The organism is Paenibacillus sp. FSL K6-0108, from assembly GCF_045040695.1.
Classification (GTDB): domain Bacteria; phylum Bacillota; class Bacilli; order Paenibacillales; family Paenibacillaceae; genus Paenibacillus; species Paenibacillus pabuli_B.
The window spans coordinates 4600670-4618030 of the sequence record NZ_CP150288.1 but is presented as its reverse complement, the minus strand read 5'-3'; the positions used below and the strand labels follow the sequence as shown (position 1 = coordinate 4618030).

The 17361-nt window shown below is 45.0% G+C and carries 14 protein-coding genes; 11 read left to right on the top strand and 3 right to left on the bottom strand.

All coding sequences use genetic code 11. From position 1 onward, the window contains the following. Nucleotides 1–63: 63 nt before the first annotated feature. Nucleotides 64–798 (bottom strand): esterase family protein, encoded by a 735-nt coding sequence (locus tag MHB49_RS20710; RefSeq protein WP_247898005.1) that lies wholly within the window; start codon nucleotides 796–798, stop codon nucleotides 64–66. Nucleotides 799–1052: 254 nt separating this feature from the next. Here MHB49_RS20710 and pdhA point away from each other — a divergent pair, with 254 nt between their 5' ends. The 9 genes from pdhA to MHB49_RS20665 all read left to right on the top strand — a co-directional run bounded on the left by pdhA (nucleotide 1053) and on the right by MHB49_RS20665 (nucleotide 13276). Then, the gene (gene pdhA / locus MHB49_RS20705) at nucleotides 1053–2120 is read left to right on the top strand and encodes a pyruvate dehydrogenase (acetyl-transferring) E1 component subunit alpha (RefSeq protein ID WP_145401862.1); all 1068 of its coding nucleotides are present in this window, start codon (nucleotides 1053–1055) and stop codon (nucleotides 2118–2120) included. Between the two features lie 105 nt (nucleotides 2121–2225). Beyond that, nucleotides 2226–3203: an alpha-ketoacid dehydrogenase subunit beta gene (locus MHB49_RS20700; RefSeq protein WP_247898004.1), complete on the top strand. Its 978-nt coding sequence runs from the start codon at nucleotides 2226–2228 to the stop codon at nucleotides 3201–3203. Nucleotides 3204–3378: 175 nt separating this feature from the next. Beyond that, entirely contained in the window at nucleotides 3379–4692 is a 1314-nt protein-coding gene (locus tag MHB49_RS20695; RefSeq protein ID WP_405152821.1) for a dihydrolipoamide acetyltransferase family protein, read from the top strand. A 3-nt stretch (nucleotides 4693–4695) separates the two neighbouring features. Next, on the top strand, nucleotides 4696–6111 hold the full coding sequence (lpdA, locus tag MHB49_RS20690) for a dihydrolipoyl dehydrogenase (protein ID WP_247898002.1): 1416 nt from the start codon (nucleotides 4696–4698) through the stop codon (nucleotides 6109–6111). A gap of 468 nt (nucleotides 6112–6579) precedes the next feature. Continuing rightward, complete coding sequence (thyA, locus tag MHB49_RS20685) at nucleotides 6580–7374, top strand: thymidylate synthase (protein WP_090899835.1); 795 nt, start codon at nucleotides 6580–6582, stop codon at nucleotides 7372–7374. 55 nt (nucleotides 7375–7429) lie between these two features. Further along, entirely contained in the window at nucleotides 7430–7918 is a 489-nt protein-coding gene (locus tag MHB49_RS20680) for a dihydrofolate reductase (protein ID WP_405152820.1), read from the top strand. 622 nt (nucleotides 7919–8540) lie between these two features. Beyond that, nucleotides 8541–10028, top strand: a complete 1488-nt coding sequence (locus tag MHB49_RS20675) for a glutamate synthase subunit beta (RefSeq protein ID WP_110001192.1) — start codon at nucleotides 8541–8543, stop codon at nucleotides 10026–10028. A gap of 315 nt (nucleotides 10029–10343) precedes the next feature. After that, the gene (locus MHB49_RS20670) at nucleotides 10344–10811 is read left to right on the top strand and encodes a Fur family transcriptional regulator (RefSeq protein WP_024633997.1); all 468 of its coding nucleotides are present in this window, start codon (nucleotides 10344–10346) and stop codon (nucleotides 10809–10811) included. A 125-nt stretch (nucleotides 10812–10936) separates the two neighbouring features. Next, nucleotides 10937–13276, top strand: a complete 2340-nt coding sequence (locus MHB49_RS20665; RefSeq protein ID WP_405152819.1) for a DNA topoisomerase 3 — start codon at nucleotides 10937–10939, stop codon at nucleotides 13274–13276. Between the two features lie 112 nt (nucleotides 13277–13388). Here MHB49_RS20665 and MHB49_RS20660 read toward each other — a convergent pair whose 3' ends face one another. Both MHB49_RS20660 and MHB49_RS20655 read right to left on the bottom strand, forming a co-directional pair. Continuing rightward, nucleotides 13389–14153, bottom strand: coding sequence for an HAD family hydrolase (locus MHB49_RS20660; protein WP_405152818.1), 765 nt, complete (start codon nucleotides 14151–14153; stop codon nucleotides 13389–13391). A gap of 43 nt (nucleotides 14154–14196) precedes the next feature. Continuing rightward, entirely contained in the window at nucleotides 14197–15117 is a 921-nt protein-coding gene (locus MHB49_RS20655; RefSeq protein WP_247897996.1) for a helix-turn-helix transcriptional regulator, read from the bottom strand. Between the two features lie 201 nt (nucleotides 15118–15318). Here MHB49_RS20655 and MHB49_RS20650 point away from each other — a divergent pair, with 201 nt between their 5' ends. Further along, nucleotides 15319–16518: an MFS transporter gene (locus MHB49_RS20650; protein WP_405152817.1), complete on the top strand. Its 1200-nt coding sequence runs from the start codon at nucleotides 15319–15321 to the stop codon at nucleotides 16516–16518. Between the two features lie 83 nt (nucleotides 16519–16601). Then, nucleotides 16602–17327: a phosphonate ABC transporter ATP-binding protein gene (locus MHB49_RS20645; protein WP_405152816.1), complete on the top strand. Its 726-nt coding sequence runs from the start codon at nucleotides 16602–16604 to the stop codon at nucleotides 17325–17327. The last annotated feature ends 34 nt before the right edge of the window (nucleotides 17328–17361 follow it).

Sequence of the window (17361 nt, the reverse complement as noted above, 5' to 3'; positions counted from 1 at the left end):
TAAGCGGTATCAAATGATTGTAAAACAAAAGCGGCATTTCAGCCGCCTGTTCAATGATTGAAGTTAATTTTCCTGAAGAAAGTAGAGCAATGCATCCGGCAGTTCTTTCTGCCAGAAACCCCACTGGTGATGCCCGTCTTTCTCCTGATAGGAGACGAGTGCACCTCGTTTTTCCAGTAAATCACGGGTATCCCGGTTTAATTGAACAAAATTATAGGTACCTGTATCGGCTTTAAAGGAAGTTTCCTGCAAACCAACAATCATCCAGATTGTGAGCCAAGACAAGTCTTGCTCTGCAGCATAGATTTCCTGCGAGGCAGTGTAGAAGGCCCCAGACATACTGATGACACGTGTAAACAGGTCAGGATAGAGAAGAGCAAGATGCAGTGAAACACTACCACCCAGTGAGTCGCCAGCAAGTATACGTTCCTGCGGAGAGCGGCGCACAGGATATTTCTCTTCTACATAGGGAATAATCTCTTCTGCAAAGCACTTGGTGTAGGCTGTGAATCGACTGCCAAAAGGAGCGTACTCCTGAGTTCTTACGGATACGTCCACTTGAACCCCTACTATAATGAAAGGTTCGGCACCTTCATCCAGAATGATGCGGTTGGCTGTTGTGGCGATTCGTCCAAAGTTAAAAAATTCTTCGCCATCCTGGCAGTACACCACAGGGTAGCTAAGCAGTTCGTTGTAGCCTGGGGGAAGATAGATGCGAAGGGTCCGTTTTTCACCGAGATAACGGCTTTCAATCTCTTCCTTAACAATTGTCCGTTTCAAATAGCGGGAATCCGTCATAAAACGTCACCTTTCCGGGTTATTTTTGCATTCGACCGCGCAATACGGTAAGATTAACCTGGTGCGGGGATGGGTCAAACACGCAATCATGTATTATGCTGTTATACCAATATTAGCCCCCTGTTATACATACAATCCCAAAGGAAACATAAAAAAATTACGGATTTCTTTGACGTATGCAGTGAAACAGGTGTATAATAATAATATAACAGCGGAACTTGATATTCAAATTTTTTGTTGAGGTGAAGAAAAAAATGAGCAAGGTTCCTTATGAAGTATATACGGAGGATGTAGAAGCTCTGTCCGTGCTGTCTCCTGACGGCGAAATTGTTAACAAAGACATGATGCCTAAGCTTTCCGACGATCAATTAAAAGAAATTATGTATCGCATGGTATTTACCCGTACTTGGGATGACCGTGCAGTAAACCTTGGCCGTCAAGGTCGTCTTGGTTTCTATGCTCCAGTATCTGGTCAAGAAGCTACAATGGTAGGTAGTGAGTTTGCCCTTGAAAAAGAAGATTTCATCGCTCCAGGCTATCGCGACATTCCGCAACTCGTGTGGCACGGACTTCCTCTTTATCAAGCATTCCTGTACTCCCGTGGACACCAGCATGGTGGACAAATTCCGGATGGCGTTAACGTATTGATGCCGCAAATCATCATTGGTGCACAAATTCTGCACGCAATGGGTATTGCTATGGGTTACAAATTGAAAAAACAAAAACAAGTAGTTATCACATACACAGGTGATGGCGGTTCTTCCGAAGGTGACTTCTATGAAGGTCTGAACTACGCTGGTGTATACAAACTGCCTGTAATCTTCTTTGTACAAAACAACGGTTATGCCATCACAACTCCTTTTGCTAAACAAACAGCAGCTCTGTCCATCGCTCACAAAGCGGTAGCAGCAGGTATCAAAGGTGTTAAAGTTGACGGTATGGACATCTTTGCTGTTATCAAAGCGGTTCAGGAAGCTGCTGAACGCGGACGTAATGGCGAAGGCGCAACGTTGATCGAAGCTGTTACTTATCGTTTCCGTCCACACTCCCTTTCTGATGATGCTTCCAAGTATCGTACAAAAGAAGAAGAGGCTGAGTGGAGCGTAAAAGATCCAATCGCACGTTTTGCTAAATATCTGGAGAAAAAAGGTCTGTGGACTGAAGAAGATACAGCACGTGTGAAAGAAGAAGCAAAAGCAAAAGTGAATGAAGAGATCAAAAAAGCGGAAAAAACCGAGAAAATGACGATTTCAGGCTTGATCGACAGCATGTTCGAACAAACGCCTAAGCACTTGGAAGAGCAAAAAGCTGATTTCCAATAAGTTTTTTCCGATAAAGCATAAACATCCGGGAGGGGTTCCGGTGTCCCGGTATACATGTATGAATTCAAATGTGAACTGTCAATGTTTAAGGAGGAAATGAAGCAAATGGCACAAATGAACATGAAAGAAGCAATCCGTGATGCGCTTCGCGTTGAGTTGAAACGTGATCCTAACGTTCTGCTTTTCGGTGAAGACGTAGGTAATGTAGGCGGCGTTTTCCGTGTAACGGAAGGTCTGCAAAAAGAGTTTGGCGAAGAGCGTGTATTTGATACTCCACTGGCTGAATCCGCTATTGGCGGTCTGGCTGTAGGTCTGGGTGTTCAAGGCTTCCGTCCGGTTGCCGAGATTCAATTCGTTGGTTTTATCTTCGAAGCCCTTGACCAAATGGTAGTTCAAGCAGCTCGTATGCGTTTCCGCTCTGGCGGTAAATACAATTCTCCAATCGTATTCCGTACACCATTCGGTGGCGGTGTAAAAGCGGCAGAATTGCACACAGATTCCCTTGAAGGTTTGCTTACGCAAACTCCGGGTATCAAAGTGGTAGTTCCTTCTAACCCTTACGATGCAAAAGGTTTGATGATCGCTTCTATTCGCGACAACGACCCTGTATTCTTCATGGAGCACTTGAACTTGTACCATGCATTCCGTGCAGAAGTACCTGAAGAAGATTACATCGTTGAGCTGGGTAAAGCGAATGTTGTTCGTGAAGGTTCTGATGTAACTATCATTACTTACGGTATGATGGTTCACACTTCTGTGAAAGCAGCAGAAGAACTCGAAAAACAAGGAATCAAAGTTGAAGTTATCGACCTTCGTACGGTTAGCCCGATCGACATCGATACTATCGTTGCTTCCATTAAGAAAACAAACCGTGCAATCGTTGTACAGGAAGCTCAAAAGAGCGCAGGTGTTGCAGCTGAAGTCATTGCCCAAATCAATGAAAAAGCAATTCTGCACCTGGAAGCACCGGTTCTGCGTGTAGCTGGTCCGGATACTGTATATCCATTTGCACAAATCGAAGATACATGGCTTCCTAACCCAGCGCGTATCGTTGCTGCGGTTAACAAAGTCGTAAATTTCTAATTTAATCATCTGACATGCCGCAAGGCGCAGTATGGTGATCCACACCGCAGCGCAAGCTGCACTGTAAACAGCCATTAGCCCCTTGAGTAACAGTTTATTGCACTAGCAGTAACGGTTGTTTCTTGGAGTTAAGGGTTGTTTTCAGGATTGAGACATAATCAAGGAGGTTTTTCAGTTGGCTAAATTTGAATACAAATTCCCTGAACTGGGCGAAGGCCTACACGAAGGCGAAATTATCAAGATGCACATCAAAGTCGGTGACAAAGTAACTGACGACGATATCATCATGGAAGTACAGAATGACAAAGCGGTAGTGGAAGTACCTTGTCCGGTTAACGGAACGGTTACAGAAGTGTTCGCTAAAGACGGTCAAATTTGCCATGTTGGTGAAGTAGTTGCCATTATTGATGCAGAAGGTGAACTTCCTGAGCAAGACGATGCTCCTGCAAGCGAGCAAGAAAAAGATGCAGCTCAAGGTGGAGCTGACACAAGCGGTTCTTCAGAAGCAGCTTCCAGCTCGGATGCAGCCAAAGAAGGCGGAAACAACAGCGTTCCGGCAGTACCTGCCAAAGACGTTCTGGCAACACCTAGCGTGCGTAAATTTGCTCGCGAACAAGGCGTAGACATCGCTCAGGTTAACGGTACTGGCAACAACGGTAAAGTTACCAAAGAAGATGTTGAATCCTTCAAAAATGGTGGCGGTCAATCCGCAGCGGCATCTTCCGAAGCACCTGCCCAAGAAGAGAAAAAATCCGCAGCACCAGCAGCGGCTGCAGCTGATCAACGCCTTGAAGAAGAGCGCGTACCATTCAAAGGTATCCGTAAAGCGATCTCCAATGCTATGGTTAAATCAGCTTACACAGCACCTCACGTTACAATCATGGACGAAGTGGACGTAACTGAACTGGTTGCTTTCCGTACTCGCATGAAACCTATCGCTGAGAAAAAAGGTACAAAAGTTACTTACCTGCCATTCATCGTTAAAGCATTGGTTGCGGCTTCCCGCCAATTCCCTGCTCTGAACGCTATGATTGATGAAGAAGCTAACGAAATTGTTTACAAAAAATACTACAACATCGGTATCGCTACAGATACAGATAACGGCTTGATCGTTCCTGTTATCAAAGATGCTGATCGTAAATCCATCTGGATGATCGCTGATTCAATCCGTGATCTGGCTGCTCGTGGCCGTGATGGCAAATTGAGCGCCAATGAAATGAGAGGAAGCACAATCTCCATCAGTAACATCGGTTCTGCTGGCGGTATGTTCTTCACTCCAATCATCAACTTCCCTGAAGTTGCTATTCTGGGAACAGGACGCATCAGCGAAAAAGCGGTTATCAAAAACGGCGAAGTTGTTGCAGCACCTGTAATGGCTCTTTCCCTGAGCTTTGACCACCGTATCATCGATGGCGCAACAGCACAAAACTTTATGAATTACATTAAACAGCTGCTCGCTAACCCTGAGCTGCTTGTTATGGAGGTGTAAGATATGGTAGTAGGCGACGCTTCTCTCAATATCGACACATTAGTAATTGGTGCAGGACCTGGCGGCTATGTAGCTGCCATCCGTGCCGCTCAACTGGGCCAAAGCGTATTGATCGTAGACAAATCAGAACTGGGCGGCGTTTGTTTGAACCGCGGATGTATTCCATCCAAAGCTCTGATCTCTGCTGCACACCAATACGAGTCTGCACTTCACGGCGATGCTTTCGGTATCTCCGCTGAGAACGTAAAAGTAGACTTCAGCAAAACTCAAGAATTCAAAAACGGCGTTGTTAAGAAAATGACTGGCGGCGTAGCTGGTTTGCTCAAAGGCAACAAAGTTGAAGTTTTCAATGGTGAGTGCATGTTCATCAATGAAAACGAAGCTCGTGTATTTAACGATCACGAGTCACCACGTTACAAATTTAAAAATGCAATCATTGCAACAGGTTCCCGTCCAATCGAACTGAAACCTTTCCCGTTTGGCGGACGCATTCTGTCTTCGACAGAAGCATTGAACTTGCCTGAAGTGCCGAAAAGTCTGATCGTTATCGGTGGCGGTTATATCGGTGCTGAGCTTGGTCAAATGTACTCCAAATTCGGTGCTAAAGTTACCATCATCGAAGGTTTGGATACGGTACTGCCAGGTTTCGATAAAGACATGACTAGCCTCGTAGCTAAAAACATGAAGAAAACAGGCATCGAAATCGTAACGGGTGCAAAAGCAGAAAGTGCTGAGCAAACGGATAAAGATGTAACTGTTAAATATTCCGTAAATGGTGAATCCAAAGAAGTAACTGCAGATTACCTGCTCGTTACGGTTGGACGTCGTCCAAATACAGACGGAGAGCTGGGTCTGGACCTGATTGGCGTAGACGTTGACGAGCGTGGATTCGTTAAAGTTGATCACCAAGGCCGTACTAGCATTCCTCACATCTTTGCAATCGGTGATATCGTATCCGGTCTGGCACTTGCCCACAAAGCTTCTTATGAAGGTAAAGTGGCTGCTGAAGCGATCGCAGGACAACCATCTGTAGTTGACTACAAATGTATGCCTGCAGTTGTGTTCACAGATCCTGAGTGCTCCAGCGTAGGTTACACGGAGAAAGAAGCAAAAGAAAAAGGCTACAAAGTAAAAGCTGGCAAATTCCCTTATGCGGGTAATGGCCGTGCTGTATCTTTGAACCATGCTGAAGGCTTCGTGAAAATCGTTGCTGACGAAGAAAGCGGCCTCGTATTGGGTTGCCAAATCGTTGGTCTGGAAGCTTCCAACCTGATTGCTGAGCTTGGTCTCGCAATTGAAATGGGTGCTACTCTGGAAGATTTGGCGCTGACTATTCACGCTCACCCTACTTTGGGCGAAATCGTGATGGAAGCTGCGGAACTGGTTATGGGTCACCCGATCCACATCATTTCCCGCTAATATCGTCTAAGCTTCGGATTCGTCCGGCATTATACGTAAATCAGAAGAGACGAATGACGTTAACGCGTTGTTCGTCTCTTTTTTCTGAGTAAAAGCCGAGAAATTCAAGATACTAGTGTATATGATATGATGAAAAGTTACACACTCAAAAGTTTTAGTAATTGATTTTATCCCACAACTCAATTGTGGTACACTGTAGTAATGATCAGTTATGATGTGGCTCCAAGCCAATCGCGGTCTATATATTTAGTATTTAAGTTAGTAAACTAACCTTTTACACGAGAACGTAGAGAACAGAAAAAACCTGTAGAAGCGGAGCGTTCGCCTTTATCCCCGGATTTTATACTTTTGGAAAAGGAAATCAAAAAAATCTGGGGATAACAGTGATCGGAAGGTTGTTCTGTCATCGGAGTGGTAAGTGTAAATATCTTTAGTTTAGTATGAAAAAAAGTGGGAGGGGAATATAATTTGAAAAACTATCTCGATTTATTACAGGATATCTTGGATACAGGCGTGCATAAGGGAGATCGCACCGGAACTGGAACACAGTCGGTATTTGGCAGACAGCTCCGTTATGATTTGTCCGAAGGGTTCCCGCTGGTAACAACCAAACGAATCCATCTGAAATCAGTCATTCATGAGTTGTTGTGGTTTTTGAGTGGGGATACGAACATAGCCTATCTGAAGGAAAACGGTGTGAAGATCTGGGACGATTGGGCCGACGAGAATGGCGACCTGGGTCCGGTATATGGATCACAATGGCGTACTTGGGAAGCACCTAACGGAGAGAAGATCGATCAGATTGCTGCTGTTATTGATTCGATCAAAAATAATCCGGATTCACGGCGTCACCTCGTTAGCGCCTGGAATGTGGCGGAGATTAACCACATGAAACTGCCTCCTTGTCATTTCGCGTTTCAGTTCTACGTGGCTGAGGGTAAACTATCATGTATGCTTACCATGCGTTCTGTAGATACGTTCCTCGGACTGCCATTTAACATTGCCAGCTATGCGCTGCTGACACATATGATTGCACAGCAGTGTGATCTTGAAGTGGGAGAGTTCATCTGGTCCGGTGGGGACGTTCATATCTACTCAAACCATGTGGAACAAGTGAAAACTCAGCTGGAGCGCGAGCCATTTGCGCTGCCTAAGTTGGTAATCAAGCGTAAGCCGGATTCCATTTTCGATTATACGTTTGATGATTTTGAGTTTGAGAACTATCAGCATCATCCGGGTATTAAAGCTCCGATTGCAGTATAAGTGCGTGATTTGGAGTAACCTCTAAACAGACACGGATTGAAGGAGTGTGTAATCTTTGAGCATTGAACTTGTATGGGCGATGGGCGAGAATGGTGTCATTGGTTTGAATAATTCCATTCCGTGGCGTTTGCCTAAAGATATGGCCTTTTTCAAGCAACGTACGTTAAACAAAACAATTATTATGGGACGCAATACATGGGAGTCTTTTGGGGGAAAACCGCTTCCTCAACGCCGGAATATTGTCGTAACCAGAGATCTGAACTACAAAGCAAATCAGGCTGAAGTGGTGCATTCGATTGAAGAGGGTCTGGAAGTTACAAAAGGCGAAGAGCTTTGCGTCATTGGTGGCTCCCAGGTCTATCGTGAGTTTTTGCCGCTCGCAGATCGTCTGGTGGTGACCAAAATCCATGAGGATTTTGAGGGGGATACCTTTTTCCCGGAAGTGGATTGGTCGGAGTGGGTGCTAACCGAACAGATTGAAGGCGAGCAAGATGAAAAAAATGTTTATGCGTATACGTTTGAGTTCTATGAACGAAAACAGTAAAAGGGACATAAACTGAAGTAGAAGGGCCCCAACATACGTCATTTACGAAATAGAAGGGCGCTGATTTGCGAAACATTCGTGAACAGCGTTTTTTCTTTTAAAATTTTAATAAGATTACGAAATAACATATAAATAACATAAAGATGACGCTGTATTAACGAAAATATGAATATAATACATAGCCTCTGAAACACTCTGTGGTAAAAAAGTATAAAAAATGTAGGGTTTCACCGTTGTAAAGTCCTAAAATGAGATATTATTCGGATTTTCTAGCGTGAAACAGCATAAACTGTTGTTTTTAATGACAAATTACCTCACATTCAAATGACGTTTCAATCGTTTTTTCATTAAATAAACGCTTAATTTCATATAGCCATACCATAGAAATAACCATTTTAAGGGTATTGACCATGGGTAGACTTGGACGATATGATGTATAAAATACAAATAATTATTCGGATAATCCATTTAATATTCAGCATGCAAAGTGCTACTATAATTGAAATATCTTCGAGAAGATTTTGTGATACAATATACAAAAACTCAAACATGAGTAATCCATTTCATATAGAACCATGCAGATGAAGGGATTAAGACAAGAACGGATGGGGGAAAACGTAAGATGTCTACACCTACTGGATTTATGGAATACAAACGGCAGCTGCCTGCGGACCGCCAACCAGCGGAGCGGGTTAAGGATTGGGAAGAGTTTCATAAACATATGGCTGAAGAAGAGCTCAGAACACAAGGTGCACGATGCATGGATTGTGGTACCCCGTATTGCCATACAGGTATAGATATGACTGGCGGAACGTCGGGCTGCCCTGTGCACAACCTGATTCCAGAATGGAATAATTTGGTATATCGTGGATTGTGGAGAGAAGCACTTGACCGTCTGCACAAAACGAATAATTTCCCTGAGTTTACAGGTCGTGTCTGTCCTGCTCCTTGTGAAGGATCATGTACAGTGGGACTTATCGGTGAACCTGTAACCATCAAAACAATTGAAGAAGCGATTATTGAAAAGGGTTTTGAAGAAGGATGGGTGGTTCCTCAGCCTCCAGAGAAACGTACAGGTAAACGTGTAGCAGTTGTAGGTTCAGGTCCTGCGGGACTGGCTACCGCAGCTCAGTTGAACAAAGCAGGTCACTCGGTGACGGTATACGAGCGCTCCGACCGTGTGGGCGGTTTGCTGATGTATGGTATCCCTACGATGAAATTGGACAAAAACGTCGTTCAGCGTCGTGTTGATTTATTGGAAGCAGAAGGCATTCAATTTGTAACGAACACGGAGATCGGTAAAGATATTGCTGCGCAGCAACTGGTGGATGATTATGATGCGGTTGTTCTGTGTGGCGGTGCAACCAAACCACGTGAGTTCAACATTGAAGGCAGTGACTTGAAAGGCGTACACTATGCGATGGATTTCCTGAATGGCAGTATCAAAAGTTACCTGGACTCCAATCTGGAGGATGGAAACTATCTGTCAGCACAGGACAAGGATGTTATCGTTATTGGTGGCGGGGATACTGGTTCCGACTGTGTAGCTACATCGCTTCGCCATGGTTGTCGAAGCATTACACAATTTGGTACACATACTCAGGCTCCTATGGAACGTGATCGCATTAATAACCCTTGGCCGCAATTCCCGAACGTATATACTCTTGATTATGCACAGGAAGAAGCGAAAGCATTGTTCGGTGACGATCCGCGTGAGTTCTCCATCATGACGACCAAATTTGTGGGTGACGATGAGGGTAACCTCAAAGAACTTCACACCGTTCAAATTGAGCGTATTGTAGATGAGACAGGACGTAAAATCTATCAGCCGATTCCGGGTACAGAGCGCGTCTTCCCAGCTCAAATGGCCATGATTGCTATCGGTTTTGACGGACCGGAACAGACTTTGGTGGAACAACTTGGACTTGCAACAGATCGTCGTACCAACGTTAAGGCACGTTACGGCAAATACAATACCAATGTGGATAAAGTATTTGCAGCAGGTGACATGCGTCGTGGTCAAAGTCTGGTTGTATGGGCAATTAATGAAGGCCGAGAAGCTGCCCGTGAAGTGGACAAATACTTGATGGGTTCTACAGTTCTCGTATAACGAGTGGATAAGAGGCATGCATGGACTTGCATCAGCAACACTTGAGTAACAAGAATAAAAATATGAAATTGATAAAGTGAAACCCTCGCATTATGCGGGGGTTTTTGTTGTTTTGACAACATTCGGAGACGAATTATCAACGATTATTTTAGGCAAGTGTGAGGTAGAGCATTGCTTTTTAACTCATAAAGATTTATTATTAGATTATAATAATTATAAATAAGAAGTGTAATGTCAATTAATCTACAACTACACGAATGGTGAAATTATAATATCCGGAGGTGCAACCTTATGGCAAGTAACCGGGGCAAATGCATTTCAGAACAAATTGATGACATTAAGAAACAATTGGTTGCAAAAGGTTATAAGCTGACACAGCAACGAGAAGTGACGGTACGTGTGTTACTTGAACATGAAAAGGATCATTTTAGCGCAGAGGAAGTATTTCTGTTGGTCAAGGAACAATTTCCCGAGATAGGTCTGGCTACTGTATATCGTACACTTGAACTGCTTAGTGATCTTCAGGTTGTGGAAAAGATTAATTTTGGGGACGGTGCTGCGCGTTTTGACCTGCGAAGTACGGATGGCTCACATCACCATCATCATTTGATTTGCACAGAGTGTGGCACTGTGGAAGAGATTATGGAAGATGGATTGCTTCGTTTGGAACAACAAATCGAGCGTCAGTACGGCTTTGCCGTTACAGACCATCGGCTTGATTTTCAGGGCGTATGCAAAGAGTGCAGAGCGAAGCAGGCTTTGAATGAACAGGCAGCAGGGTAAATCCAATAGGGAGGATGCTCCCGCAATCAAAATCTGATATAATAAGTTTCAGAAGCAAGGGGCTTCCGTGGGCGGAAGGCCCCTTTTTGCCGTCATGTGGACGGTGAAGGAGGAGAGATGGACGGATGAAGACACTGGTTATTGCGGAAAAGCCCGACATGGGACGAACCATTGCCGCCGTCATAGAACCAAGAGCCAAGAACAATCGCAGTTATTTGGAAGGTGAGCATTATATTATCACCTGGGCGATTGGTCATCTATTGGGACTTGCTGAACCGGACGCCTATGATTCAAAGTATAAGCGCTGGAATATCGGCGACCTGCCAATCATTCCGGATCAGTTCAAGATTGTACCCAACCCCAGAACGAAAGATCAACTGAAAATAATCGGAGAACTTGCGAAAAGGGCATCGGCCATCGTTAATGCTTGTGATGCGGGGCGAGAGGGACAGTATATTTTTGCCTTAATTCAACAACAGTTGAAGCTGCGTCAGCCGGTAAAACGCCTGTGGATATCGGATCTGACGGCAGAGAGTATTAAACGTGGTTTTGACGGTTTGAAAGATGCGTCTGAATTTGAGAATTTGACTCATGCTGCCCGGGCTCGTAGTGAAGCGGATTGGCTCATTGGCATGAATGCATCCCGGGCTTTTACCACCCGACACAATGCTTTGCTCTCTGTAGGCCGGGTGCAGACTCCGGTGCTGGCCTTGATCTATGATCGGGAAATCGAAATTGAAGCGTTCCAGTCCCAGACCTTTTATGAAGTAGCCGCATGGTTTCGTCAAGAAGGAGTGGAGTACAGGGGTTTGCGTCAAGGGGACAAGCTAACCGACCCCGCCGTTGCTGAATCAATTGCGACCAGCGTGAAGGGGAAGACGGGACAGATTACCAAGTACGAAGCAAAACAGACCAAGGAGTATCCATATCGGTTGTATGATCTGACCCTTTTGCAACGTGAAGCAAATGCCAAGTATGGATATGGGGCGAAGAAAACGTTGGATATTGCACAGGCACTTTATGAGAAACATAAGGTGATCTCTTATCCTAGAACCAATTCGAACTATGTTACGGAACAGAATATTGAAGGTATGCACAAAACGCTGAATTTGCTTAAGAATGGATCATACAGTGAACTGGCGCAAGGAGCGAAGCCTGAACTCGTTCATAAAAATAACAAGGGTGTATGTAACCCGTCCAGAGTTGAGGATCACCATGCGATTCTGCCTACATTGAAACGACCGGGTACGTTATCCAAGGATGAACAGAATATTTATGATCTGATTGTAAGGCGTTTCTTATCCCATTTCTATCCGCCAGCAGAGTATAAGCAGCATACCGTGCTCACTGACGTTGAGAAGCACCAGTTCAAAACATCTGTGAAAGAGCTGCTGTCACTGGGGTGGAAGGTGGTACTGGGCTCGTCAGATCAGGAGCAGACAGGCAAGAAAAAGACAAAGAAGAACAGCAACGAAGAAGAGGAAGCGGAGGAATGGACGGACAAGGCATTTGCCGTTCAACCTGAATTGCCTGTTCAATGTACCAAAAGTGAATTCAAGGAGAAGGCGACACAGCCTCCCAAGAGTTATACTGAGGGAACGTTGTTAAAAGCAATGGAGAGTGCAGGGAAACAGATTGAGAATGAAGAGCTGCGTGATGCAATGAAAGACAGCGGACTGGGTACACCGGCGACTCGTGCAGCAACAATTGAAAGACTTAAAAACGTGGGTTACATTACGATGCAGGGTAAAAAGATGCAGCTGACGTTAAAGGGCCGGACAGCCATTGAACTAATCCGCAAGGCAGGCGTTGATCTGCTAACTTCGCCTGAGATGACGGGCCAATGGGAAAGAAGATTGTACCAAATCTCCAAAGGTGAAGCGGGTCAGGATAAGTTCATGGAGAACGTCAAGAAATTTACGATGTCCATTATTGATAAAGTACGTGTGCAGGCACCGGCACCAGCGGACGCTTTTGGGGAAGACACGCGGGGTAAAGGTAAGGGAGCCAAAGCCAAGAGAACCAGTTCAAGAGCAACTTCTGCTAAAACATCAAGTGCTGGCTTGGGTACCCATGCAGGTTCGAAGACTTCACGTCAAACGTCGGGAGCTTCATCCAGAACTGGTAGTGTTGCGAACTCGACGGCGCAAAAGCAATCTTCGAATTCGGGCCAACCGGGCGTTCGTGAAACGCTGGCATCTTGTCCATCACCGGGCTGCACCGGTCAGATTATAGAAGGCAAAAAAGGTTACGGCTGCACACGTTTCAAGGAAGGCTGCGGATTTGTCATTTGGAAAGAATACATCGGCAAGAAAATTACCAGTACAATGTTGAAAGCGTTGATTGAAAAAGGAAGTACTCAGGTATTGGCTTTTAAACGAAAAGACGGAAGTACGGTAAAGGCGCGTATTATTCTGCAAGATAAGACAACAGGCAAACTATCTGCCGAGAAACAAGAGGCATGATTTACAGGTGTTTAGGGTTAAATAAAACACGAAGAACGAAAAACAAAAAAACGCGAAGTTTGATGTACAAGCAGTTCAATTATTTTATAATTAAACAATAAGAAAGGGACCCTTAACTCAGGGTCCTTTGCTGTTGCTGCTGTTGTATATTTTCATGGATGACCTTCGGCACCTCTTCCAGTGCAGTGATCGTATACATCGATGTCTCGGGATTAGGTTGAAGCTCCACCATATTGTATTGCCATTCGTTCGGCTGTTTGATATAAATGCTATGGATTCCTGCCGTCACTGCTGGCATGATGTCTGTACGCAGTGAGTTTCCAATCATCCAAGTTGCACGACGTTCAAATGGGCCAGTAGAGAGAATGCCTTCAAGCGCTTCAACATTCTTATGTTGCCGAATGTAGATCCGGTCATCAAAATAGACTGAGAGCTTCATCTGGTCAATCTTACGCTGCTGGATTACGGTTTCTCCTCCAGTGTACAAATAGAGGGCATGTCCTGCTGATTTCAGGTTCTCTAGCGTTTCAACCATATGAGGATAAGGCTCAACCTCTTGGTCATATACACTCATTCCCAATTTGGTGAGGTAAGTCTCTTCTTTGCGAGAGGTGGGCTTTGCGAACTTTTGGGAAAAGAAACGATAGGTATCAATAAGGGATTGCGGGAAATGGTGACTTGCAAATCCCACTTTGTCTACCCCAGTTACATCAATCTCCAGCTGTTTCTCCCTAATTTGTTGAACCGTTAGGGCGTGTCCATCAAACCACTCCTGCATGTTCTCGAAAAATTCGCCAAGCACCAGGTTGAAATATTTGTTGCAATATACCAGCGTGTCATCAAGATCAAACAAAATATGTTGTTTTATAATTTTCATATCCAATTCACTCCTTGCAGCCAACAGCACAGTTGTTCATTATTTATATTCGAATATAGGATTCCAGAAACATGTTCAATTCAGATACGCCATCTGGCCGAATACTGTATTTCTCTTTGCGATTACTGCCGAGCAGATGGGTTCGCAGCAGTCCGGCGATGCGCAGTGCCATAACTTGATCTTTAACCATATCCTCGTCTTTGCCCAGCTTTTCACACATTTCAGCAAGCGACTTCGGTTCACCTGAAACGTAACGGAGCAGACGAAGTCTCTCGGGATCAGCCAGAGCATGTGTAAAACGAAGCAGACAGGTTGGGGGTTGGTCCTCATCCTCTTCTGGTGCATCCACAGGATACTGCATGATCATCATGCCTTCATAGAAACAGTACATATTAATGGGGCGGTTGTGAACGGTTGGAAACAGGATTACTTCATCCAGTCCAGGCATTGGTTCAACCAGAACCCCCGCAGTAGCGTATTCAATAAGGAGTTCAGGACCCATTTTGTTAAGCAGTATGCGTTTCTCTTCAGCGTCTTCTTCGAGCCAGATACGATAATCCTCACTCATTTGCTGGCAGTAATGCTGATCCCAGAGCCGCAGCAGTGGCACATAGCTATCCCGAATCCGTGTAGATTCCTCTATTGTGAGATGGGGCAGCAGAACAGATACGCGGGCGAACAACTCCTCAGGTGTCAGTCCAGCCAGCATATCCAGAAAATCAATATTCTCATTAGAAGCGTTTCGATAGGCTGCCCATGCAAACAAAACGTCAAAGTCATCAAAAGGCCAGGTGGCAGCAGGTGCGAGCGCTGCTCGAACATTGGAACTTAGTTTGCCTTCGACCTCAATAATCCATTCGGGGCCAACGTCCAAATGTTGAATCCACTTCTTCGTTACATATACCAAGAAGCTGTTTAGCATTTCATATATCGGTGAAACATCGATTTTAACATGATAAGCCATATGATGCAGAATCCTCCCGTCACATCTAAATGTACGCAGCGACTTAAGTACTATTATGGCTTGTTTTGCAGGGTGTTGTCCACTATAATGTTCAAGTCCAGGGCAAAGCCCTTGGCGTAACCATGCATGATCAATTGAATCTTTATAACATGCGAAAGGTCGTCAGTCATGGCGATTTTTCTTTGTATGCTTGCAGGAGGAATGATTTTTGTGTCATCTGTAATCACCCCAAAATTATCACATTCTACCACAAACTATCTCGTTCTGATTACTGTTATTGTTGTGGCTGGGATCAGCCAGGGGCTCTTATTGCCAGTGCTATCCATTTTTTTGGAGCAAAAAGGAGTTTCACCTGGTTTAAATGGATTGAATGCAGCCGCATTGTACGTTGGGTCTTTTGCGATGACCTTGGTAGCGGAACGACTGCTGGGAGCGGTTGGTTTCAAAAAGCTGATTATTGGCGGACTGTTATTTGTCATGATTCCCCTAATTTTGTTTCCTTATTTTCCGGATATCAAAATTTGGTTTATTTTGCGTCTCGTCGTCGGAATTGGTGATAGTGCACTTCATTATTCTGCCCAGTTATGGGTACTTCTGGTGACTGCACCAGAAAAACGTGGACGCTACATCTCTTTATATGGCATGTCCTATGGTTTAGGATTCAGTATCGGCCCGTTGGGAATCAAGCTGCTCGGGTTTGGGGATGCCGTTCCATTCTGGGTATTGTTTGTTTGTATGGCCGCAGTACTTATCCTTGTATTAATGAAGCTTCCGGATACGAAGCCGGAAAAGGCCGAACATGGACAACTCCCTGAACGTCGCTTCCGTCGTAGTCTAACCTGGGCATGGTATGCACTGTTGCCTGCATTATTGTACGGATACATGGAAGCCGGGATGAACAGTAATTTTCCGATATACGGGCTGCGTATTGGTTTGGATGCGAATCAGATATCGTCCTTGCTGCCTTTTGTCGGAATCGGTGGTCTGTTCCTGCAGTTGCCTCTAGGCATGTTGAGTGACCGTTATGGACGTAAGCAAACGTTAATGTTTGCAGGGATTACTGGGGGCATTATCTTCATGTTTGTACCAGTGGCAGGCACACATTTTTGGTGGACGCTTGTGCTATTGACCTTAGCAGGAGGTCTTGTAGGTTCATTTTTCTCGCTTGGCCTGGCCTATGCCGCAGATATTCTGCCCAAAGCGCTGCTGCCCGCAGCGAATGTGGTGGCCTCATTTCATTTTACGATCGGAAGCATTATTGGACCGAATCTTGGCGGGCAAGTGATTAACTGGATTTCACCAGGAAGCATGTTTATTTTGCTTGGATTCATGTATCTGCTTTTTGGTGCAGCAGGTGTATTATTTCGTCGTAAACCTATGCTTGAATCTGTGGTAAAATAGAAGCTGGTGTTCGCATGGAAATTGATGTCCATTTCCGAGTACACTAGTAGTAGGGAAAAACATGGACAAGAGGAGACATCGCGATGATCAGAGTTGAGGGTTTAAGCAAATCCGTAGGAGCGGACCGGGTTCCGGTTCTGCGAGATATACAATTCGATATGCAACAGGGAGAAATGATCGGCGTAGTGGGCTCAAGTGGCAGCGGGAAAAGTATGCTGCTTAAATGCCTAGCGATGATGGAGAAATGGGACAGCGGTCGATTTACGGTGGACGGAACCGAGATTATAAAAGAAGGTTGGTCCGGGAAACGGAAAATTAAACGGGAATGGGCATACTTGGAACAGAATCCGCAATTGTATCCGAGACGTACAGCTTTGAAAAATGTATTGATCGGTCGGTCTGGTCAAACCCCTTTATGGCGAATGGTAACAGGCATGGTTCGATCCGATGATTATATGGGCGCAATGGATTACCTGGAAGGGCTAGGATTGCTGGATAAAGCGCACCAGACGGCAGAGAAGCTCAGTGGTGGAGAGAAGCAGCGTGTTGCGATTGCCAGAGCGCTTGCACATGGTGCGAAAGTTGTTTTGGCGGATGAACCTGTAATTGGGCTTGATCCCCATACGGCAGATACGGTGCTTGAAACGCTGCGCAAATTGTGCGAAGAGGAACGTGCTACCGTGATTGCGGTATTGCCAATTGAAATGGCAGAGAAACATGCAACCCGCATCTGGGGACTTGCAGAAGGCAAGATTGCTTTTGATATACGTGGACGTCGGTTGACACAGCAAGAAAAAAATATGATTTAACTATTGAAAAGAGTGATGAATTTGCTTAATTCAC

Coding starts and splice junctions, on each gene's coding strand:
- MHB49_RS20710 (WP_247898005.1), bottom strand. CDS start 798: ATGACGGATTCCCGCTATTTGAAACGGACAATTGTTAAGGAAGAGATT.
- pdhA (WP_145401862.1), top strand. CDS start 1,053: ATGAGCAAGGTTCCTTATGAAGTATATACGGAGGATGTAGAAGCTCTG.
- MHB49_RS20700 (WP_247898004.1), top strand. CDS start 2,226: ATGGCACAAATGAACATGAAAGAAGCAATCCGTGATGCGCTTCGCGTT.
- lpdA (WP_247898002.1), top strand. CDS start 4,696: ATGGTAGTAGGCGACGCTTCTCTCAATATCGACACATTAGTAATTGGT.
- MHB49_RS20675 (WP_110001192.1), top strand. CDS start 8,541: ATGTCTACACCTACTGGATTTATGGAATACAAACGGCAGCTGCCTGCG.
- MHB49_RS20665 (WP_405152819.1), top strand. CDS start 10,937: ATGAAGACACTGGTTATTGCGGAAAAGCCCGACATGGGACGAACCATT.
- MHB49_RS20660 (WP_405152818.1), bottom strand. CDS start 14,153: ATGAAAATTATAAAACAACATATTTTGTTTGATCTTGATGACACGCTG.
- MHB49_RS20655 (WP_247897996.1), bottom strand. CDS start 15,117: ATGGCTTATCATGTTAAAATCGATGTTTCACCGATATATGAAATGCTA.
- MHB49_RS20650 (WP_405152817.1), top strand. CDS start 15,319: ATGATTTTTGTGTCATCTGTAATCACCCCAAAATTATCACATTCTACC.
- MHB49_RS20645 (WP_405152816.1), top strand. CDS start 16,602: ATGATCAGAGTTGAGGGTTTAAGCAAATCCGTAGGAGCGGACCGGGTT.